Genomic DNA, 22,217 nt, shown 5'->3' with positions numbered 1-22,217 from the left:
ATATAATTCTCAGTTATATTAGAACAAGATATAAAAAGAAACGCCAAATTAAATCAGCGTTTCTTCTATTTAGTCTATCTACATTTTTGAACTATCATATCTGCAAGATTGTGAGCCATTTTATTAAGCTCCTCTTGATTTTCTCCCTCTAGCATAACCCTTACCAGCGGCTCTGTACCTGAAGGTCTAATTAAAACTCTACCCTTTCCTTGTAATTTTCTCTCTATTCTTTTTATCTCTTCTTTTATTTCTTCATCCTCTAAGTATATATTCTTCTTATCATTTGGTACAACTGCATTTGCTAGCACCTGTGGTAAATTGGTCATAATAGAACATAATTCACTTAGAGTCTTTTTCTGTTTCTTAACTATAGATGCAATTTGAAGAGCTGTAACCAGTCCGTCCCCTGTTGTATTATAATCTAAGAATATAATATGACCAGATTGTTCTCCACCTAAAACATATTTTCCTTTGATCATTTCTTCAAGAACATACCTATCTCCTACCCTAGTCTTTAGAGCATTAATCTCTAATCCTTGACAAGCTATATCTAGCCCGAGATTACTCATTACAGTTACAACTACAGTATCATCCTTTAATCTATTTATTTCTTTTAAATGTTTTGCACATATTGTTAGGATAAAATCTCCATTTATTAGATTTCCTTTTTCATCAACTGCAAGACACCTATCTGCATCTCCATCGAAGGCAAATCCCATATCACAGCCTTTTCTAACAACGTAATCCATTAGTTCTTCCGGATGGGTTGAACCACATTTTTCATTTATATTTGTACCATCTGGATTATCATTTATTACGTAAATCTCTGCATTCAGTTCTCTGAAGCCTCTTACAGCCGCTTCATAAGCTGAACCATTAGCACAATCTAAGGCAATTTTCATTCCTTCTAAATTAGTAGCTGTAGTGCCTTTTGCAAAATCTATATATTCATCTAAAGCGCCTATCTCTACTACTTGCCTTCCTATACCTGTCCCAACTGGACTTGGGACTCCATAAAAGTCTCCTTCAATTACGCTTTGAATTTGATCTTCTAATTCATCTGAAAGCTTATAGCCTTTTTCATCAAAAAATTTAATTCCATTATATTCAACAGGGTTATGAGAAGCAGATATCATAATACCAGCATCAGCATTATACTTTCTTGTTAAATGTGCAACTGCTGGTGTTGGAACTACTCCAAGTATTACAGCTTCAGCTCCTACCGATAATATTCCTGCAACTAAAGCTGACTCTAGCATATCTCCTGAAATCCTTGTATCTTTCCCTACTAATATCTTTGGCTTATGGGCACCTTCAGTTAGAACAAAAGCTCCAGCTCTTCCTAAATTATATGCAAGATTTGCAGTTAACTCCATATTAGCTATACCTCTAACTCCATCGGTTCCGAACATTCTAATCATATTTTGTACCTCACTACATTAATATTATTTGGTGTTTTTTTCTATACGTTATTATAAACTGCAACTACATTTATTTCAACTTTATATTTCTTTTAATCTTTCAAGAACTAGCTTATATCCATCACTTCCATAATTTAAGCATCTATTTATTCTACTTATGGTAGCAGTGCTAGCTCCAGTTATTTCTCCTATTTCTGTATATGTTTTCTTTTCACTTAACAATCTAGCTACATGAATTCTTTGAGACAATGCCTTTACTTCATTTATAGTCGCCACATCTTCAAAAAACTTATAACAATCCTCTATACTTTCAAGTTTCAATATTGCGTTAAAAAACAATTCTACTTCATCACTTTTAATTTTCGAATTATTACTATGCATTTCTTCACCTCTTCTCAAAAAAATGGTTTAGAAGTCCAGTGATGCTAATTTTCACATCAACCTTAAACCATTACCACTTCTAATTATATTAATTTAGACATCAGATTTCAATAGATTATTAAGCCTTAATTTCTATAGCTCAATTTGAAAGGGGCTAGCAGGCAATCCGTTCACTCCATATAGATTTATATTACCATAATTAAACCATGCATATCTTACTATTTTTAGCTTATTTCCAAAATCATTTTTTATAATTACCTTATTGCACTTAATTTCAGCAACTGCTGCAATAAATTTTTCTCCATCTTCTGAAATTTTAAAACCCTCTAACTCTCCACCATCTTTTACAATAAGTTCATTTTCCTTTACATTATCAAACGAAATAATTATTTTTCCCTTATCAACCTTTATTTCTTTATATATTGGTGAATGTCCATTTACATTTTCATTATAAAACTTTTCGCGAACAAGTAAGGCTACCCTCTCACCAACATCTTTTTTATTAATTGGATGTATGTTATATCTTTCTCCACAATCAAATGAAATAACAATATCACTACTTTCATCATTTTTAGCAACTAATAATTGAGCATTCCTTACAACTGCCCAATCCTTATTTGGTTTATCATCTTCATAAGAAGGTAATTGTACGATAATAAATGGTAAATTATTGTTTACCAAATCCCGTCTCCAATTTTCAATTAATAATTCTAGTAATTCTTTATATAAACCACTGTTTTGGGTATCCTCTTCTCCTTGATACCATATTACTGCTTTTACTTTAAATTTGTTAATCTTCTTAAACATAGTACTATATAATCCACAAGGACGTAAAAATGCTTTCCTTCCTATTGGTGGTGGCCACGGTGTATGTCCAACTTGCTTTTTTACGTCTCCCAGTGTCATATTCGGATTTTCTTTTGTATACTCTTCTAATTTTTTTTGATACACATTGAATATTTTTTCATATTCCTTATTCCTCTTATTTTCTTCTTCTTGAGTTAAATTAGCTATTACTGAATTATATTTATCCCAATATACTTCTTTTATCTTTTCATTCCTAACTAAATACTCTTGATCCATCCAACACGCTATAGAGGTCCCCCCGCTATTACATCCAATTATTCCTATTGGAATATTAGTGTTTCTATGTATTGATTTAGCAAAATAATATGCTATTGCGGAATATTCTTCGGAAGTGTTTGGATTGCATATTGTCCACTGTCCTTCATCTAAATTAGGTATTGTTTCTTTTTCATCCTCATATTCAATTTTAGGAACATCATAATATCTTATGTAAGGATAATCAGATTTTTCAATTTCTTCATCTCCACCTAATGAATCCTTTAGCATAAACTGAATATTTGATTGACCTGCTGCAATGTATACATCACCTATTAAAATATTATCAATCATTTTTTCTATATCTTTTGTTTTTACCACCATGGTATATGGTCCGCCAGCCTTCATAGGTGCTAAGAAAATCTCCCATCTCCCATTGTTAGACCTTACCTTCTTATACTGTCCACAAAAATCCAATTCTACTTCTATACCACTTACTGCATTACCAGAAATAATTGCAACTTCATTTCTTTGCAATACCATATTATCTGTAATGATTGCATCTATAGTAAAATCCTTATTCATTTTAAGAGACTCCTCACTTAATTATTTTTCTCTAAACTTCTGTATTGCTCTTTCCTTCAGGATTTCTCATTTGTTCAAGCCCCATAGCTTTAATATCGCTATATATGCTCTTAGTCGGTAATAGCCACACTTCTCCTGTCCCTGAATACACATTCAATAATCCCTCTCCATTAGTTGTACTTCCAATTATAGAGGATGATTTTTCTACAGTGAATTTAACATTACTTGTTCGTAAAACAACTAAATTCCCATCAACTCTTATAGTGTCATTAAATAATTTACACTTAAAAACCTCTGATTCTGGAACAGGTAATTCTAATACAACAATTCCACTTCCTAAAATCTTAGTTTGAAACAGACCCTCATTTCCAAACATCATGGAAGATATGCTTTTTTGCATTGATGAACCAACCTCTACCTCTTCTTCGCAGGCATAAAAAAGTCCATCATCTACAATTATTTCCTCATCCTCTAATTCAATTAAGGCAAAATTTCCAAAGGAAGGCTCTAAAAATATTTCTCCAGTTCCCTCATAGGTTGGCTTGAACATTTTTTCTCCAGTAAGCTTACTGTTTATAAATTTCTTTCCTAACCCAATAACTCCACCAGTTTTATTTTTTATATTTATATCACCCTTCATATAACTTAAGGCTCCTGATTCTAGTTTTACTGAACTATCTTCAAGTATTATTCTCACTTGTTTAAGTTTAATTCCAGTGTTATTCATAATATTTATCCCAAATGCAGTTTGAACATCTAAAGCACCCTCAAGCTTATCATATTCTAGAACTTGGAATTTTGCGTCATTTGACATTTGTGACAACATTGTTAACTTATTCTCTGAATTTATTGTCGTTCTCATAATTCCACTCCTTATCAAATGTAAAATTAAAAAATGAGAGTGCATTCACACTCTCATTGTTTATCCTAGTAAATTTTAGCTTTTTCTTCTCCATTTAAAACTCTAATAGCACCTTGTGCCAAAGCTAACAATTCATCTTCTCCTGGATAAACAGTAACTGGAGCGATCCACTCTATATTTGCTTTTAAATCAGGTACTAATGTTGGTGAATACGCAATACCCCCAGTAAGGACAATTTGATCAACCTTACCTTTTAATGCAGCTGCCATTTCTCCAACAGATTTTGTGATTTGATAAATGAATGCGTCATAAATTTTTTCACATTCTTTATCTCCCTCTTCCATCTTATCTATTGTTCCTTTAACATCATTTGTGTCTAAGTATGCAACAAATCCACCTTTACCAACTACCTTACCATATACTTCTGCTTGACTAAACTTTCCGCTAAAGCACATTTTAATTAAATCTCCAACTGGAACTGATCCAGCTCTTTCTGGTGAAAATGGGCCATCCCCATCTAGTGCATTGTTTACATCAACAACTTTTCCGTGTTTATGAGCTCCAACTGAAACTCCTCCACCCATATGAACAACTACAAGATTTAAGTTTTCATATCCTTTTCCACTTTCTTTACCGTATCTCTTAGCCACGGCCTTCTGGTTTAAAGCATGGAATTTACTCTTTCTTGGAATTTCTGGCATTCCTGATAATCTAGCTACAGCTACTAATTCATCTGTAACAACAGGGTCTACTATAAATGAAGGTACTCCTAATTCATCCCCAATTGATTTAGAAATAATTCCTCCAAGATTTGAAGCATGTGGTCCTTGTACTCCAACTTTTAAATCTTCTACCATAGAATCATTAACAGTATAAGTTCCACCTTCTACAGGTTTAAGCATTCCGCCTCTACCAACAACAGCACTTAAAGTCTTTATATCAAAGTTCTTTTCTTTAAGAACCTTTAATATAACTTCTTTTCTAAATCCAAATTGATCATATATTGTATCATATCTCTTTATTTCTTCATTTGTATGTCTTAATGTTTCTTCAAATAATTCTTTCTCATCTTCATAAACACCAATCTTAGTTGAAGTTGAACCTGGATTAATAATTAATAATTTATATGACATATTTAAAACCCCACTTATTGTTTATTTTGTAGATTCTGCAACTATCGCTGCTAAAGCAATTGAATTTACCTTAGTTTCAAAACTATCAGCTCTTGAAGTTAATATAACCGGTGCTGATGTTCCTACTAAAATTCCACCATTTCTTGATTTTGAAGTATAAGTTAAAGTCTTATACATAACATTAGCTGTTTCAATATTAGGAAGCATTACTATATCAGCCTTACCTGCAACTGGTCCAGTTATTCCTTTATGATGAGCAGCCTCTTCCGATAAAGCATTATCAAGGGCAAGAGGACCGTCTATAATACATCCCTTAATTTGTCCTCTATCGTTCATTTTTGCTAATAATGAAGCATCTACTGTTGCTGGCATATCTACATTTACTACTTCAACTGCGCATACTGCTGCAACTTTAGGACAGTCTATTCCACAAGCCTTAGCAACATGAACTGAATTATTTATTATTTGGACTTTAGCTTTTAAATCTGGATATGTATTAAATGCAGCATCTGTTAAGAATATCAATCTATCAATGCCTTCTATTTCAAAAACTGCCACATGAGACATAACTTTTCCTGTTCTAAGGCCAACTTCTTTATTCAATACGCTTCTTAAGAATGTAGCTGTATCCACTAATCCCTTCATAACCATATCTGCTCTACCACTTGATACTAATTGAATAGCGAAAAGTGTAGCTTTTTTCACATCTGGTTCATGAATTATCTCAAATTGACTTAAATCCATACCAATTGAATCTGCTATTATTTTAATCTTTTCTTTATCTCCTACTAATATCGCATCAGCTATCCCTTGTTCCTTTGCTGCCTTTACAGCTTCTAATACTGGTTCATCTTGAGCTACTGCAACAGAAACTTTCTTTCTTTCGCACCCTTTAACCTTTGATAATAAATCGTCAAAATTTTTACTCATTAAACTTGCACCCCTTATTAATAAATTATTTATTTTAATATGTTAATTTTATCACAATCAAGTAAGTAACTTAATAAATCACACTAGTCTTATTGTAACAAAAAATATTCTAAAAAGCCAAGTTATCAGAATATTTCCAGGTTATATTTCTTTATATTCATTTACTATTTTCTCAGCGACCTTAATTCCATCAACAGCAGCTGATATAATTCCACCTGCGAATCCGGAACCTTCTCCTGCTGGATATAATCCTTTAGCACTTATACTTTCAAGAGATTCATTTCTAACTATCTTTACAGGCGCTGAAGTTCTAGTTTCTATTCCAGTTAAGACAGCATCCTTCATAGCATATCCTCTAATTCTACTATCAAATTTTATAATTCCATCCTTTAAAGTTTCTACCACATAATCAGGTAGACATTTTTTAAGTTCCCTTAATTCTACCCCTGGAGTATAAGAAGGTTTAACCTTTCCTATTTTAGTACTATTCTTATCCTTAAGAAAATCTCCAAGAAGTTGTACTGGAGCCTTATATGCTCCTCCGCCTAGATTGTAAGCTAGCCCTTCATAATATCTTTGGAATTCCATACCATTTAATGGAGATGAACCCTCAAAATCCTTTGGACCTACAGTTACAACTAGAGCAGAATTTGCATTTTCTAAATCTCGTGCATGATAACTCATCCCATTTGACACAAGTCTATTCTCTTCTGTAGGTGCAGACACTACCATACCGCCTGGGCACATGCAGAAAGAATATACGCCTCTATTAAACTTAGGACTTTGATAAGCTAATTTATAGTCTGCTGCTTTAAGTTTTGGATGATTAGCAAACTTTCCATATTGACTGTTATTTATTAATTCTTGTGGATGCTCGATTCTAACCCCAATTGCAAAAGGCTTACTTTCCATAAATACTCCAGCTTTATATAACATTTCATATGTATCTCTAGAACTATGACCTATAGATAATACTAGTGCTTCACAGTATATTTCGGCTCCATTTACTACTATATTTTCAATCTTTCCCTCTTTAATATTTATATATTCTAGCTTTGAATTAAAATGAACCTCTCCACCTAATGCTTTAATCTCTTCTCTTATATTTTTTACAACATCCTTTAATATATCTGTTCCTACATGAGGTTTACCAACATACTTAATCTCCTCTGGCGCTCCAGCTTTAACTAATTCTTGTAAAACGAAACTACATCTTTTATCTTTAATTCTAGTTGTAAGCTTACCATCTGAAAAGGCTCCTGCTCCCCCCTCTCCAAACTGTACATTCGATTCTAAGTTTAAGTCTGAAGTTCCATTCCAAAAACTTTCCACAGTCTTTGTTCTGTTATCCACATCCTGTCCACGTTCGAAAACAATTGGCCTATATCCTTCCTTAGCTAATGTTAGTGCTGCAAAGAGTCCAGAAGGACCTAATCCTATTACAATAGGTCTAGCTTTTAAAGTCTTTTTTCCGTGGACTAAAGAGAGTACTTCATAATCTTCTACAGGTTTAGCATCTTTACTTTTAGATTCAGATAATACTCTTTTTTCATCCTCACACTTTATATCGACAGAATAATTAAATTTAATATTATCCTTTTTCCTTGCATCTATACTTTCTTTAATTATTCTATATTCTAATATATCCCCTTCAGATATCTTTAATTCTTTTGCAATTTTTCTCGTAATTGATTCTTCCAGATCATCTATATCTAAAATTATATTGTTAATTCTAATACTCATATTTATCACCCTTTCCTTTTAGATAAGTTATTTATCGCAAAAAAAGTGGCTATGCCACTTTTTCACTTATCTTTACTTTAACTTTTTCAGGCTTACTTGATATTTTTATATTAGCATTAGATTCTACTAAGCTAACATCTAGTTTCACTTCCGACTCTCCAACTACAGCTAATTCAGCAATAGATGCCGATGCTTTAAAATCTGTTAAAGTTAACCCACTTAAAGCTTCCGCTGTACCCCTTATAGTAACACTAACAGTTGGTACCTCGTATGTAAATTTTTCTTTTTTATCAGCAAGATTTACTACAATTCCATCTATAATTTTTGTTATAGTCTCTTCCTCTTTAATTTTAATATTTGCAGTAACGTATTTACGATTACTTGCTATACTTGTCCCTTCAGGAATTATAAAATTTAAGTTAATATCCTGAGTTGAAGTGATTTGAGATAGGTCAATTGGTTGTGTTTCTATTTTATCGATTTCTCCGATAACATCCGGATCACCTATTATAGTAATTTTATTACTAGATAGATCTAAGCTCTCAACCTTTAATCCAGCTTTAAGGCTACCTGAATAACTACTTCCTATAGAAACGTCCTTTTGACTACCTACCTTTAATAAAAGTGTACCTTCTGTTTGACTTAAGTTAACACCAGTAACCTCATTACCACTATCATCAATAGGAATTATGTTGAAATTTTCCTCATAATTCTCATCAATATCTAAAGCTTCTCCAACCAAAGAGGCTGATGTAACTTTATTAACAGCGCTTGCGGGCCCAGAAACCTCAATACTATTGGGCTTTACTACAGCTGAGCTTTTAATAACCCCACTTTTAAAACTTGTCTTTACATTTGAATAAACATTAATCTCTTTTTCTATTAATTCCTCTATCGTAATCTTAACTGACAGAGCAGCATTGTTCTTAATATTTATCCCCGTAGGATAATCTTCAATTTGCACTGGAATATTATTATCTCCTATTTTCAAAGCATAGGCACTTAAATCCGCTTTTATAACAAACTCCTCTTTGTTTATAGAATAAATTTCATTGGCAGTACCCTCTAAATCTAAATCTACAGTGATTTTTTGACCTGGAGATATGGACATATTCGATTTAGCTAATGTATCCTCATTTGTAAGTTCAACTTGTACAGACTTTAAGGTTGTTGATCTCGTAGGATTATCCACATTAGTTATATACAACCATAATACAAAGGCTAATATTCCACAGATTATCTTTATACCTAGTCTTTTTTCATTCCCTTTATCCATGTCTTCACCTTCTCCCCAGCAGTTTTAACTCTTTTTGAATCTCTATTTTCCATTATTTTTAATAATATTGTTTTCAATTTTTCTTTGTCATAATTTCTTGTTAATCTTCCGTTTACTGCTAGGGATATTACCCCAGTTTCTTCTGATACTACTATAATTAGCGCATCTGAATTTTCCGACAATCCAATTGCAGCTCTATGCCTTGTTCCTAATTTCTTATTTGTTAAATTATTCACAGTTAATGGTAGAACACAACCGGCTGCATAAATTCTATTCTTTTTTATTATTGTGGCGCCGTCATGTAATGGGGTATTTACAACAAATATATTTTCAAGCAAATTTGAACTAAGCTTCGCATCTATAATTGTTCCCGATGCAAATACTTCCCCTATTCCTGTTCCTTGTTCTATAGCTATAAGTGCTCCTGTTTTACTTTCAGCTAAACAACTTACGGCCATAACAATTTCATTGACTGTTTCACTTCTCTTTTCGACATTTTGTCCATTATGAATATCCTCAAAAGCACTTCTTCCTAAATGCTCTAAAGCTCTTCTTATCTCAGGCTGAAAAATAATTATTACTGACAGAACTCCTATAGTTAATGTCTTATTCAAAATGAAATTCAGCATATCTAATTTTAATATACTGCTAATAGGAATAAGAAGAACTATTAAAACGATTCCTTTTAATAATTGTTCAGCTCTAGTCTCCTTAATTAATAAGTAACCTTTATAAAATATAAAAGATACTACTAATATATCCAATACAGACCAGATTGATATATTTTTTATTGTGTTTAGTAACAATGTATATAATTCTTGCATAGGTCACCTCTTATAAATACTATATTTAAATTATACACCAATTTAGCCATCCTTCAATATAAGACTCATTACAAACTTATGAATATTTCTATTTTATTAAAATATATATTGTAATAAGTATTATTTTTAATAAAAAAAGGAGATGTACTAATGAATTTACAAAAAATTAAATTAAATTTGAATAAAAAGCTTATTTATCTCTTAGGTGTATTATTGATAATACCCTTAATAATTCTAGTAATAATTAATTTAACCCCAGCCAATAGAAATTTAACTGACTTAAATAAATACGGGGATGAAATTAGCACCTGTAATTTATCTCTTAAAGATGCTTTTGATAATAACGGAATAAATTTAAATTCTGCCGAAAATATCTTATCTACAAAACTAATAACTTTAACTGAAATAAAAGACAATATTTTTGCTCTTGAGGTTGTTGACGAGAAACTTAATTCCAAATCCAAACTATTGGAGACTTTAGATTATAATATATCTATTTATGAATTATGTTTAAGTTTAATACGAAATCCAAAGGACAAAGATATTATAACTACTTATAATAAATATTATACGACCTATTCTCTATGTATCAATAATTATGATAGCCTTTCTTTATTAGGCATTAAGGCAAAATTCCCTAAAGATGCCACTAGCTTTTTCGAGGCTTCCTTTAATTATTTTAACATACTCATAAAAATAAATAGAGAAAGTGATATTACAACTGACCAAAACAAAGCTTATATATCTAGCATGAAAGATTGTATAACTCTCTTTGAGGATATAGATGAAGATTTGCAGCCTGCATTAATTAATATTAGAGAAGAGAAAAGAAGCTTAGATCTTCTTACAAGTGATATAAAACTAAAGAAATCAAAATTAAATGAAATCAAAAACAAATCATATTCCATAACAATTCCAGATTCAGGTAATAATTGTTATAATCTTTTATCAAATACTATAAACTATTATGACTTATATATAACCTCATTAGAACATTCCATAGTTGTTGAGAAGTCTCTTTCAAAGGATGAAAATGATGAAATCAATGAAGAAAATTATAATAATAGTTTTTCAAAATATACAGATTTTATTAAAAGTTTTAAGGATTTAAATGCAGATCTGGATAATTTTAATAAATAATAGTATATAATATCTTTTTTTGGCTATAATATTTTGTGACCGGGTTAGAAAAGGAGGTTAATATGAAAATATCAAAAAAACTATGTTTGCTTTGTTTAGCCCTCTCACTTGTATTCCTTTGCAGCAATCCTGCAACTGCAAAAGCCCTTTCTATTTCTATTAATAATGAAATAGAATCAACTACTGAAAATACCGAAAATAATATAGATACAGCAGTAGAAGTTTTCAACAGTGGTACCCAAACATTATATTTAACTCGCTCAGATATCGATTTAATGGCAAAACTAATTTATGCCGAAAGTAGAGGTGAACCTTTCGAAGGTAAAGTAGCTGTAGCTTCTGTCGTATTAAACAGGGTCGTAGATCCTAAATTCCCAAGCACTGTAACCGATGTGATATTTCAATCTAAAGCCTTTTCTTGTGTCCAAAATGGAGATATAAAGGCTTTTCCAGATGAAATTTGTTACTCTGCAGTATATGAAGCTATAAGAGGAACTGACCCCACAAATGAGGCTGTTTTCTTTTACAATCCTACCATTTCCACCTGTTCATGGATGAAGTCAACAGAAAAAAAGGATTCAAAATCCATAGGACACCATTTATTTTTTAAATGTTAAAAAGAGGGCAATATTGCCCTCTTTCTCTATTCAAAAGTTCCTTTTACAACCGTCTTTCCACTTACAACTAAGGGGGCGCCTTTTCCATATACACAACTTATATTAAGGTTTTCTTTATCAACTAATACAAAATCTGATAAATATCCTTTTTCTATTTTGCCTCTATCCTTCAGCTTAAGCATCTTTGCAACATTTGACGTTATTACGCTAATAGCTTTTTCAATAGGTACGCCCTCTTGTAAGATTGCATTTCTAACTTCACTATATAAAGTTTTTACAGAGCAAACGCTAAGTGCTACTAGTTCTCTTTTTTCATTAAATACTGGCATACTTCCATTCCCATCAGAAGAAAAAGTAATCTTCTCAATTGGTACTTTAAGATCACAAAATTTCTTTAGTGCCTTGCTGGCTGTTAACTCTCCTGGATCTAAAAAATTTTTGTCTGAACTAGTGGTTAAATCAACATATCCACCTTTATTTATATAGTCTATACTCATATTAAAAAGTTGTATACTTCTATTTATATGAGTTGGTAAAAGTTGTTCTCCCGGTATCTCTGTATTTTCAATTAAAGAAAATAACATATCTAACTTCCTAGCCCCACCGCCTAGATGAACATTCACTATTCCAGCCTTATTAGATAGCATTCCACCTACCCTTGCCTCTGCAACTAAATTAACAAATTGTTCATATGTGGGCTGAGAACTTCTATGATCTGATAATGCCACTTCTCCTACTCCTATAAATTTATCAATCAACATTAAATCTTCCTTAATACTGCCAGTGAGAGTTTTTACTGGTATATCATAGGAACCCGTATAACAATAAGTTGAAATGCCCTCTTCTTCTAAAGCCTTTGCCTTTGCTATCAAGGTTCTGGAATCGCGACATACGCTATCTGTACCAATACATCCAACAACAGTAGTTATTCCTGCACTAGTCAAATCTGTAAACTTAATTTCTGGAGTCCTAGTCGAAAAACCGCCTTCTCCGCCGCCTCCGATAATATGAACATGGGAATCAATAAATCCTGGGAACATTAATTTCCCTTCCCCATTGACTTCATTAATATGAATAAAATCCTTAGGGATATTTATATTATCATAAATCCCCTCAATTTTATCATTAACTATTACTACCTGTTTTTTTCCTAAGTACTCTGGACTATAAACCTCTATATTTTTTATAATAGTAATCAATATACCACATCCTAATTTATTTATTATCTAGTAAATTAGAAATCACTTGATTATTATATATTGAGTCTGCATGATCTTGCCTTATTTCCTTAGCATATAATATACTCTTATCCCTATCTTTATCCATATTGAGAATTGCTAGTTTATATATAGTCTCAGATATATAAGTGTCTTCTTTATATGTATTATAATATTCGCCATATTCTTTTATAGCATTATCTACATTTCCTAACTGTTCGTCAGAGGCAGCATTAAAAAATATTATATGAGGATATAAATAATTTTTTGCCCCATATTCATAACCCTTTACAAATTGGATCTTTGCTTCATTAAAATTCTTTTCGCTATATAATTCAGATCCTTTTTTATAGAAAAAGCTTACTCCTTCAGTCTCTAGAATCTCTTTCCCCTTCAAATAAATTGCTTTTTCTTCTCCTTGTATATTCTCTACGGAAATATCCTTCATTGAATTATATATTGAATCAAAATCCTTATTATTGATTCTTTCCTGCAATTCATCATAATTTACTAGATTTTCAGTTTTAGTTTCTCCCGTTTCCTCTTTCTCATCCTCGTTAATAGGGGACACTTCCTCAATTACTTCTGTTATAGATTCAGATTTTGAAATTTCTTTGTCTTTATTTATTTCTATTAGTCTATATGTGATAACTACTCCAGTAAAAATTAGACATAAAACTATTATTACTATTGTGTGCTTAAGCATATTATTTTTTTTAGTCACCTCTAGCTTGATTCCTTGAACCTCTTCTATTTCCTTTGCTAAAGCTTTAGCTCCAGAGTTATTTTTATCTATATTTAAAACTTTAGAAACATAAACGCTACTTGTACTATAATCTCCTTTTTTTCCAAAGCAAATTGCCAATGCCAAATTTACTCTTATTGCGTTAAAATCGCTTTCCTTACACTTATTTAAACTATCTATAGCTTCATCTATAGCCAGGCTCTTTAATAGCATTTCTCCATTTCTATATAAAGCTAATCTTTCCATATCACTCTTAGAATCATAAATGTAATTTTTCGCCATGGAATCATCATTAAAATCAGAATTTATTTTCCATTGGGTAATTGCTCCATCTAAATCACCCTTAAGATATAATAATAAACCCTTTAAATTAAGGGCTGAGGAATTTTTCAAACTATTAGAAATAGACTCTTCACATTTTTTTATAGATTTTTCTATTTCACATTCCTCATAATATCTAACAGCTTTTATATATGCCTTATCTTTTTTAATCTTTTCCAAAATTAAAATCCTCCCCATAATATTATTCCCAAAACCGCTGCTATTGCTATTGTCGCCATAGGATGTACTTTCTTTGATAATAAACAGCCGCCTATAATTAACGTTACTATTACTGACTTCACATCAATATATGCGCTTTTCGCTAATGATAAAAAAGCATTTATAATTAGAGCTATTAAGACAGGTCTCATGCCTAAAAAACAGGCTTTTAAGATTATAGAATCCTTAAATTTGTTTATCAATTTATTTGCAATACTTATTAAAATAAATGATACCGCGGTCATCCCTAACGTTGCAGCTATACTACCTGCTATTCCTGAAACTTTATATCCTACAAATGTAGCAGAATTAATTGCAATAGGCCCTGGAGTCATTTGAGATATACCTATTATATCAATAAATTCACTTATAGTTAACCAGTTATTAATGTCTATAATTTCACTTTGCATAAATGGGAGCATTGCATATCCACCACCAAAGCTAAGTGCACCTATCTTAAAGAAAGTTAAAAATAATTTCAATAATATCATCATTTATTTTACCTGCTTTCTTAAAAATATTATCCCGTATAAAGCTCCACCTAGGGTTATTATGACTGGATGTACTTTAAATATAACCAAAGCAATCAATGAAATTACCACAACAGCTATATTTGCAAAATTCTTATTAACACTTTTTCCCATACTTATAACACCAGTTAAAACTAGCATAGGGACAGCTGCAGCTATACCTTTAAACGCTAAATTTACGTAATAGTTATCTCTAAATTGCATAAATGACATAGCTACAACTATTATTATTAAAAATGATGGCAAGGTAACTCCAAGCACTCCAATAAGTCCGCCTACTACTCCTCCTAATCTATACCCAATAAATGTACAACAATTTACTGCCATGGTTCCAGGCAGACTTTGGGATATTATAAGCATATCCATGAATTCATCTTTACTAACCCATTTATTCTTATTTACTACCTCTTCTTCAATAAATGGTATCATAGCATACCCTCCACCAAAAGTGACCGCTCCTATTTTAAAAAAAGAGATAAACATTTTATATAAATTATTCATATTTCCTCCTTCTTCATATTTTCTAACATATCTAATTCTATCATAATAGTATTTTATCTTCATAGTAGTAAATTTATTAACATATATTATATATTGGCACCCTTTAGTTAATTTATAATTAACTTTTATTCGTGGTATAATTTTTTTATGAAAGGAGTTTTTTATGAATGATTTTATAATTATGGCTGATTCAGCCTGTGACTTACCGATAAATATAATAGAACAGAATAATATACAATACCTTGGATTAAAGTGCCTTTTTAAAGGAAATGAATATATTGAGGATTGCGGAGCATCTCTTACCTATAAAGATTTTTACAAAGGAATACGAGAAGGAGAGATGCCTACTACCTCTCAGGTTAATAATTTTCAATTTCAGTCAGCCTTTAAAGAAATAATAGAGGCTGGTAAAGACGTCTTGTATCTATCTTTTTCTTCAGCTCTAAGTGGAACAATAAATAGCGCTAACATTGCACGCTCTACAATATTAGAAACTTATCCCAAAGCTAATATAACTATACTTGATACGAAGTCAGCCTCTTTAGGTTATGGCCTTTTAGTTATTCAAGCTTGTAAACTAAAGTCAGAAGGTATGCCCCTGATAGAAATAGTACAGAGAATTGAAGAAACTATACCAAAGCTTAATCATATTGTTGCAATGGACGATTTACAATACTTAAAGCGAGGTGGGCGCCTCTCAGGTACTGCTGCAACTCTTGGAACCATTCTTCAGTTAAAACCTATGGTTAAAATCAATGATGTGGGTCAACTTATTAATTATAGTAAGGTACAAGGACGAAAAAAGTCCATAAACACTCTATTTAAAGAGTTCGAAGAAAGAACTGTAGATATTACTTCTGAAAGCTTAATTGCCATCTCTCATTCAGATTGTATAGAGGATGCTGAGAGGCTTGCAAAAATGATCAAGGAAAAATACTCCATAAACATTTTAATTAATGATATTGGATGTGTTATTGGCAGTCATACAGGATCTAATACAGTTGCACTATTCTTTCTAGGAAGAAATAGATAATATAAGGGCCTGTAGTATATTTATATACTACAGGCACCTTATTATAATATTAATAAATACTTTGACTTTAATCTTCCGTGAAAAGTATTTACCCTAATCTATTTCTCCTCCCACGCTTGAATAAGTTTATAATTAGCTATCTCATATTCATTTAATGTGGAATCTGTACCATCATAACTAGGATTAGGCGCATACCAGCTTTTGTTCGCAAAGTAGCTTTTAAACTTTTCTTCATTAAATACATACCCGTGACGAGCATATATCTCATTTCTACAAAGTGCGAGTTCATCTTTGCTTAAACTTTTAATATCCTCATCAGTAATATACGTATTACTACTTTCTTTTAAAATATAATCACTAGCATTATTAGGGGTAGTTGTAGTGGTCGTATTAGATTTATCTATATTCACTTCGGTTGGAGTCCTACCATCTTCATAGACTTTGTAACATTTAGAAACATCTTCTGATGATGAAGTCACAAGACTTGTGCTGTTTGAAATGATTTCATATATTCCATCATTATCAGCATCCTCTACCTTAGTATAATTATTTCCAAATATTGTTCCTTTTAGTCCTAATTTACTATCACCCACACCAAATACAGATATAGCAAACCCTTCTTTCATATTTTCATAATTTACAAATATCCCCTTTTTGTCAGTGTCATAGGCATAAATGCCTTCCAGCTTTCCACTATAAGCACTATTTATAGATTTACTATCTACTAAATTATATTTTCCATCTTTATATTTATACAAATTCATTTTAATTTGACTACTATTAGCGTAATATGAACTCTTACTTTCTAATTGTACTATTTCATCAAAAGAATCATCATCCAAATTTTCATAATATATTGAATCGCTTTCCATGAGGAAATTTTTATTACTTCTTAGGCTAGTCCCCGCTAACTTAGAAATAGTATTTAACATTATATCATCATAATTGTTATTAGCTTTAAAATCTCCCCCTAACTTATCTATTTCGTTAAATTCTTTAAGTGCATCACTATAATTTGATTCATTACAAAGATCATCTATTTTCTTTTCTTTTATATCACTAGCTATATTTTTATAGTCTCCTTGAGATAATATAGCAGATATTTCTTCAAGTTTTTTCTCAGCCAAATCCACATCATTCTCTGCTATGTCAACAATAGTTTTTTTAAGTAAGTTCTTACTCTTAGTTGAATCAAAAGCTTTAGCAGCCTTTGTTGCATAGTCAATCTTATCCATTCCATTTAATGCACTATTGCTTTTTGACATATAGTATTCTCCCTTTATCCTATTAAAGAAAACACCAACTAATATTGCTAGGATTAAAAATACTCCTATAATTACCTTTGGAAAAACACCTGATAAGAAATTCTTATTGTTTTTTTTAGATTTTCTTACAACTGCTTCATTGTTTTTGGTATAATCCATAACTTTAGGTTTAGAAATTTCTTCTTCAGCCTTAAAGAATGAGTTACTATCCAAATTCCGTATGTTTTCTGAATCTGAAGATTCTATATTTTGAGGTTTATTTATATCAATTTTATTTATTTCATTTCCACAATTTTTACAGAATTTTATATCAGGTGAAATGGGCTTACCGCAGTTTTTACAAAATTTCATTATTACACCCCTAATCTCTATGTGCTTTTTAATTTTATTTACTACCTAAATTATCTATTTTCTTTATTGAATATACCTTGAATGCTGAGCCAATTTTATTCACAACATATGTTGTTCTAAACTCAGTAATTTTATATTCACTTTTTTTGCCATAATATATGTTGTATTTTTCATAAATAACTACCTCATACTGAGTATCACTTATTTTATTTATAGCTTCAATTTTATGATCTATTAAGCTTTCACTTATATTTTGTTCTTTGTAGCTTACTACAGTATCGTTCAATTCAGCTAATAAACTTCCGTTTAAATCTAATATTTCCTTAATATAATAGGTATCCTTATTATTTATCATTTGGATAAAATTCCTCAGATACTTGTCCATTGTATTCTTAATATCTACTTCATTATTGTCATAGGTATTAACTGCATTATTAGAATTAACAGTTTTAGTAGTATCTTTGCTTTTTTCTGGAGCTAAATAATTTACCTCTGCTATTACTTCCTTATCATTTTCCAAGTAAGCCAACTTTATATTTCTTTTTCCAGACGTACTTTCATCTGAAGTGTTATATGTTATTAAATACTCATTTTCTTCTATTGCTGAGTCAAGTTGTATATTCTTTTGAAAAGATTCATCTTCTTTTACAGTAAAATTTTCTCTAACAATATCTTCTGAATAATTATCAGTTTTTATTCTTATTGATATATTAGGATAATTAGTTGTATCTGCGTTTAGTATATCTATTCTTTGGCTCTCATCTTTTGGATTAGAATTTATTTTTATATATGTTAATGTGCCAGCTATTGAAACTATTAAAATAGTTGTTATTGCAAATAATATTATTTTAACTTTCTTTTTATTAGTTTTTTTATCTTGATGAACCTCATTTGTACCATCTTCTAAAAATATTTTCTCAATTACATTTTCATCATCTGAAATATTTATATTATCACTTAAATTAACTACTTCTCCACATTTTGTACAAAATTTAGCATTTTCCTTTACTATTTCTCCGCATTTTTTACATATGCTCATAAATTATTCCCCCATAGTTAATATTTAATGTAAAAATAATATGTCTATTTATCCTCAATTTTATACTAAATGAAACTTCCCATTGTTTCGAAAGCATTTGAAATTTCCATAATAGAACTTTCAAATTGTTTTGTAACGAATATTGCGAGTACAGCCGATACCACTATAAACAATATTGCCATTATGATAAATACCTTGTCATTTTTTTCTTCACTTAATTGTCTTATACCACTGTATATAGTAATAAATGATAATATATATCCAGAAATTAATATAAATGCTCCAAAAGTAGCACTAATAAAAGTCACTATAGTAGCTACTCCTAAAGATAATACTAATGGAATATATGATGCAGTTGATATTATTAATATATCTTTATAACTCATCCTGTTTTTTAAGATAACTGAATTAATAATAGCTAAAATTATACCTGTTAATATTATTATTCCTACTACTTGACCAGTTCCGTTAAGGAACACATCTTTATTATCCACAAATGCACTAATGTTATTTTTCATATCAACAACTTCACTTGATAAAAGTAATTCTTGTTTAGCAGTTATTGCTTCTTGTGCAGATATTATTCCAGATTTAGATAAAATATCTGGTAGCTTATTAAACATACTAAAAAAAGAATTAATTAATGATGACGTATATAAAATATTTATCAATCCATATATTATAGACAACCCTGCAAGTAACCCTACAGATGTTTTCACTGTATCATCATTTTTTAATTCACTAAAAAATGATAACGGCTTAATGAAATAGGTTTTTATTAATTTTATTATAATCAAATCTCTTGGTTTATCTTGTTTAATTCCTTTTTGATTTTCTCCAGGTTGTCCACAATTACCACAGAACCCATCGCCCTCGGCAATCTGACTACCACAATTTTTACAAAACATTATTATTCCCCCTATTTATATATATTTTATAAAATAACAAAACAACATACCTTATTAAAATATTTTTGTGCTTAATAAGGTAATACATTAAAATAATACCATAAATCCCATTAATATTATAATTATTTTTTCAGCAATTATTTACTTGTAAAATTCTGAACCCGCTCTTTTAATAATCTATTATACAAAAAAGGAACTGATGCATATTAGGATTTTAAAATCCTTTTGCAACAGCTCCTATTTATTTGGTTACTTAGACACAATCAAAAAAATAACAAATGAGTATACTTGTATATTTCCTTTCATGTGCCTTATTTCTTATTCTTGTTCTAAAATTACTCTTTTAGCATTAAGCATTGAAGTAGCACTCATCGAGAATTCATCCAAACCATATTCAACAAGAGTTGGTATAGCAATGTCATCTCCAGCCATTTCTCCACACATGCCTACCCATTTGCCCTGCTTATGAGCACCGTCGATAGTCATTTTTATAAGTCTTAATACTGCTGGATGCATTGGGTTATATAGGTAAGATACCTTTTCACTCATTCTGTCAGCAGCTAATGTATATTGAATTAAGTCATTAGTTCCTATTGAGAAGAAATCAACATGTTTTGCAAGTTCATCAGCACAAACTGCAGCAGATGGGATTTCAACCATAATACCCCATTGTATATCTTCTGCGAAGGATTGTCCTTCTGATTTTAATTCTTTCTTACATTCTTCAACAACTTCCTTAGCCTGAATAAATTCTTGCAACCCAGATATCATTGGGAACATAACGCAAAGATTACCAAATACAGAAGCTCTTAATAAGGCTCTTAATTGAACCTTAAATATATCTTTTTTATCTAGACAAAGTCTTATTGCTCTGTATCCTAAAAATGGATTCATTTCTTGAGGTAATGGCAAGTAAGGAAGAGTCTTATCTCCACCAATATCAAGTGTTCTAATTACAACTTGCTTTCCTTCCATTTTTTCAAGAACGAATTTATAGCTTTCATATTGTTCATCTTCAGTTGGAGCACTTTCTCTATCCATATATAAGAATTCGCTTCTAAATAAACCAATACCATCTCCACCATTTGCTAGTACAGTTAATACATCTTCAGGCTTGCCAATGTTTCCACAAACCTCTATTCTCTTACCTGACTTAGTAGCAGTCTTAACATCTATTAGTTTCTTTAATCCTTCTTGCTCAGCAATGAATTTCCTATTTCTTTCATGGTACTCAGCTATAACTTCTTCTGAAGGATTAATAAGTACATGTCCTTCAATACCATCAAGAATAACTGTATCTCCAGTCTTAACTGAAGTAGTTATATCACTAAGTCCAAGTACAGCTGGAATTTCTAATGTTCTAGCCATAATTGCAGCATGAGAAGTTCTTCCACCTACATTTGTAACAAACCCAATAACCTTAGTTCTATCTAATTGAGCGGTGTCTGATGGTGTTAAATCATTAGCAACAACTACTGTATTTACTTCAGTTATAGCAAATGCACTTCCGCCATTCCCAGCTAAATTAGATATAATTCTCTTTGAAACATCCTTTATGTCAGCTGCTCTTTCTTTCATGTAGGCATCTTCCATTGAGTCAAATATAGCAACAAAACCATTTGTCACGCTGTCGACTGCCTTCATAGCATTAATACTTTTTGTTTCAATCTCAAGCTTCATAGCTCCTGTAAATTCTGGATCATCTAATAGTGTAATGTGAGCTTCAAAAACTTCCGCTTTTTTTGCTCCCATCTCAATTGCTGCTTTTTCCTTAATTTTTTCTAATTGTTCTTTTGAAGCATCAAGTGCTTTTCGCAATTCTTTCTGTTCTTTAATTACATCTGTAACCTTAGCCTCTGTTATTACTATTTCTTCATGTTCTTGAAGAAATACTTTTCCTATTGCATATCCCTTTGACGCGGCAATACCTTTTTTCATAAATAATTGTCCTCCTCGAAATATATATTTAAGTTAATAAAATTTATCCCCATATTTCTCATTAAAAATTTATCAACTCTTAGTAAACCTTTAACAAATTAAAAATATCAAGATAATTATAACATATTTTTTTAATATGTTGATCTTTTTTAAATGATTATTTTTATTTTTTATTT

20 protein-coding genes are annotated in these 22,217 nt (G+C 30.8%); 3 read left to right on the top strand and 17 right to left on the bottom strand.

What is annotated here, in order from left to right; genetic code table 11:
* Positions 1 to 74: 74 nt before the first annotated feature.
* The 9 genes from glmM to cdaA all read right to left on the bottom strand — a co-directional run bounded on the left by glmM (position 75) and on the right by cdaA (position 10,217).
* Positions 75 to 1,421, bottom strand: a complete 1,347-nt coding sequence (gene glmM, locus CLVI_RS04245) for a phosphoglucosamine mutase (protein WP_106058879.1) — start codon at positions 1,419 to 1,421, stop codon at positions 75 to 77.
* Between the two features lie 81 nt (positions 1,422 to 1,502).
* Entirely contained in the window at positions 1,503 to 1,802 is a 300-nt protein-coding gene (locus CLVI_RS04240; RefSeq protein ID WP_106058878.1) for a YerC/YecD family TrpR-related protein, read from the bottom strand.
* A gap of 132 nt (positions 1,803 to 1,934) precedes the next feature.
* Positions 1,935 to 3,449: a sialate O-acetylesterase gene (locus tag CLVI_RS04235; RefSeq protein ID WP_106058877.1), complete on the bottom strand. Its 1,515-nt coding sequence runs from the start codon at positions 3,447 to 3,449 to the stop codon at positions 1,935 to 1,937.
* A gap of 31 nt (positions 3,450 to 3,480) precedes the next feature.
* Positions 3,481 to 4,311 (bottom strand): AIM24 family protein, encoded by an 831-nt coding sequence (locus CLVI_RS04230; RefSeq protein WP_106058876.1) that lies wholly within the window; start codon positions 4,309 to 4,311, stop codon positions 3,481 to 3,483.
* A gap of 65 nt (positions 4,312 to 4,376) precedes the next feature.
* A complete protein-coding gene (buk, locus tag CLVI_RS04225) occupies positions 4,377 to 5,444 on the bottom strand; it encodes a butyrate kinase (RefSeq protein WP_106058875.1) in 1,068 nt (355 codons plus the stop codon).
* Between the two features lie 21 nt (positions 5,445 to 5,465).
* Entirely contained in the window at positions 5,466 to 6,374 is a 909-nt protein-coding gene (gene ptb / locus CLVI_RS04220; RefSeq protein WP_106058874.1) for a phosphate butyryltransferase, read from the bottom strand.
* 141 nt (positions 6,375 to 6,515) lie between these two features.
* Positions 6,516 to 8,117, bottom strand: a complete 1,602-nt coding sequence (locus tag CLVI_RS04215) for an NAD(P)/FAD-dependent oxidoreductase (protein ID WP_106058873.1) — start codon at positions 8,115 to 8,117, stop codon at positions 6,516 to 6,518.
* Positions 8,118 to 8,166: 49 nt separating this feature from the next.
* On the bottom strand, positions 8,167 to 9,393 hold the full coding sequence (locus CLVI_RS04210; RefSeq protein WP_106058872.1) for a CdaR family protein: 1,227 nt from the start codon (positions 9,391 to 9,393) through the stop codon (positions 8,167 to 8,169).
* On the bottom strand, positions 9,366 to 10,217 hold the full coding sequence (gene cdaA / locus CLVI_RS04205) for a diadenylate cyclase CdaA (protein WP_106058871.1): 852 nt from the start codon (positions 10,215 to 10,217) through the stop codon (positions 9,366 to 9,368). Before cdaA ends, CLVI_RS04210 begins: the two co-directional genes overlap by 28 nt.
* Positions 10,218 to 10,367: 150 nt before the next feature.
* On the opposite strand from cdaA, the gene CLVI_RS04200 reads away from it, so the two are divergent.
* Both CLVI_RS04200 and CLVI_RS04195 read left to right on the top strand, forming a co-directional pair.
* Positions 10,368 to 11,357, top strand: a complete 990-nt coding sequence (locus CLVI_RS04200; protein WP_106058870.1) for a hypothetical protein — start codon at positions 10,368 to 10,370, stop codon at positions 11,355 to 11,357.
* A gap of 62 nt (positions 11,358 to 11,419) precedes the next feature.
* A complete protein-coding gene (locus CLVI_RS04195) occupies positions 11,420 to 11,974 on the top strand; it encodes a cell wall hydrolase (RefSeq protein WP_106058869.1) in 555 nt (184 codons plus the stop codon).
* A 26-nt stretch (positions 11,975 to 12,000) separates the two neighbouring features.
* On the opposite strand, the gene iadA is transcribed toward CLVI_RS04195, so the two are convergent.
* The 4 genes from iadA to CLVI_RS04175 are packed head-to-tail and all read right to left on the bottom strand — an operon-like array spanning position 12,001 to position 15,507.
* The gene (iadA, locus tag CLVI_RS04190) at positions 12,001 to 13,173 is read right to left on the bottom strand and encodes a beta-aspartyl-peptidase (RefSeq protein WP_106058868.1); all 1,173 of its coding nucleotides are present in this window, start codon (positions 13,171 to 13,173) and stop codon (positions 12,001 to 12,003) included.
* A gap of 16 nt (positions 13,174 to 13,189) precedes the next feature.
* The gene (locus CLVI_RS04185) at positions 13,190 to 14,437 is read right to left on the bottom strand and encodes a tetratricopeptide repeat protein (protein WP_106058867.1); all 1,248 of its coding nucleotides are present in this window, start codon (positions 14,435 to 14,437) and stop codon (positions 13,190 to 13,192) included.
* 2 nt (positions 14,438 to 14,439) lie between these two features.
* Positions 14,440 to 14,970 carry a chromate transporter gene (locus CLVI_RS04180; RefSeq protein ID WP_106058866.1) on the bottom strand — a complete coding sequence of 177 codons (531 nt, stop codon included), beginning with the start codon at positions 14,968 to 14,970 and terminating at the stop codon, positions 14,440 to 14,442.
* The gene (locus tag CLVI_RS04175; RefSeq protein WP_106058931.1) at positions 14,971 to 15,507 is read right to left on the bottom strand and encodes a chromate transporter; all 537 of its coding nucleotides are present in this window, start codon (positions 15,505 to 15,507) and stop codon (positions 14,971 to 14,973) included.
* A 163-nt stretch (positions 15,508 to 15,670) separates the two neighbouring features.
* Between CLVI_RS04175 and CLVI_RS04170 the strand changes: the two genes are divergently transcribed.
* On the top strand, positions 15,671 to 16,540 hold the full coding sequence (locus tag CLVI_RS04170; protein WP_106058865.1) for a DegV family protein: 870 nt from the start codon (positions 15,671 to 15,673) through the stop codon (positions 16,538 to 16,540).
* A gap of 98 nt (positions 16,541 to 16,638) precedes the next feature.
* Here CLVI_RS04170 and CLVI_RS04165 read toward each other — a convergent pair whose 3' ends face one another.
* From CLVI_RS04165 to ptsP, 4 genes are all read right to left on the bottom strand, one after another.
* Positions 16,639 to 18,156 (bottom strand): YARHG domain-containing protein, encoded by a 1,518-nt coding sequence (locus CLVI_RS04165; protein WP_106058864.1) that lies wholly within the window; start codon positions 18,154 to 18,156, stop codon positions 16,639 to 16,641.
* Between the two features lie 34 nt (positions 18,157 to 18,190).
* Complete coding sequence (locus tag CLVI_RS04160) at positions 18,191 to 19,195, bottom strand: zinc ribbon domain-containing protein (protein WP_106058863.1); 1,005 nt, start codon at positions 19,193 to 19,195, stop codon at positions 18,191 to 18,193.
* Between the two features lie 65 nt (positions 19,196 to 19,260).
* Positions 19,261 to 20,103 (bottom strand): zinc ribbon domain-containing protein, encoded by an 843-nt coding sequence (locus tag CLVI_RS04155; protein ID WP_106058862.1) that lies wholly within the window; start codon positions 20,101 to 20,103, stop codon positions 19,261 to 19,263.
* Between the two features lie 318 nt (positions 20,104 to 20,421).
* On the bottom strand, positions 20,422 to 22,041 hold the full coding sequence (ptsP, locus tag CLVI_RS04150) for a phosphoenolpyruvate--protein phosphotransferase (protein ID WP_106058861.1): 1,620 nt from the start codon (positions 22,039 to 22,041) through the stop codon (positions 20,422 to 20,424).
* Between the last annotated feature and the right edge of the window lie 176 nt (positions 22,042 to 22,217).

This window comes from Clostridium vincentii (assembly GCF_002995745.1).
In the GTDB taxonomy this organism is placed as follows: Bacteria; Bacillota; Clostridia; order Clostridiales; family Clostridiaceae; genus Clostridium; species Clostridium vincentii.
This window is presented reverse-complemented; position numbering and strand designations above follow the sequence as displayed.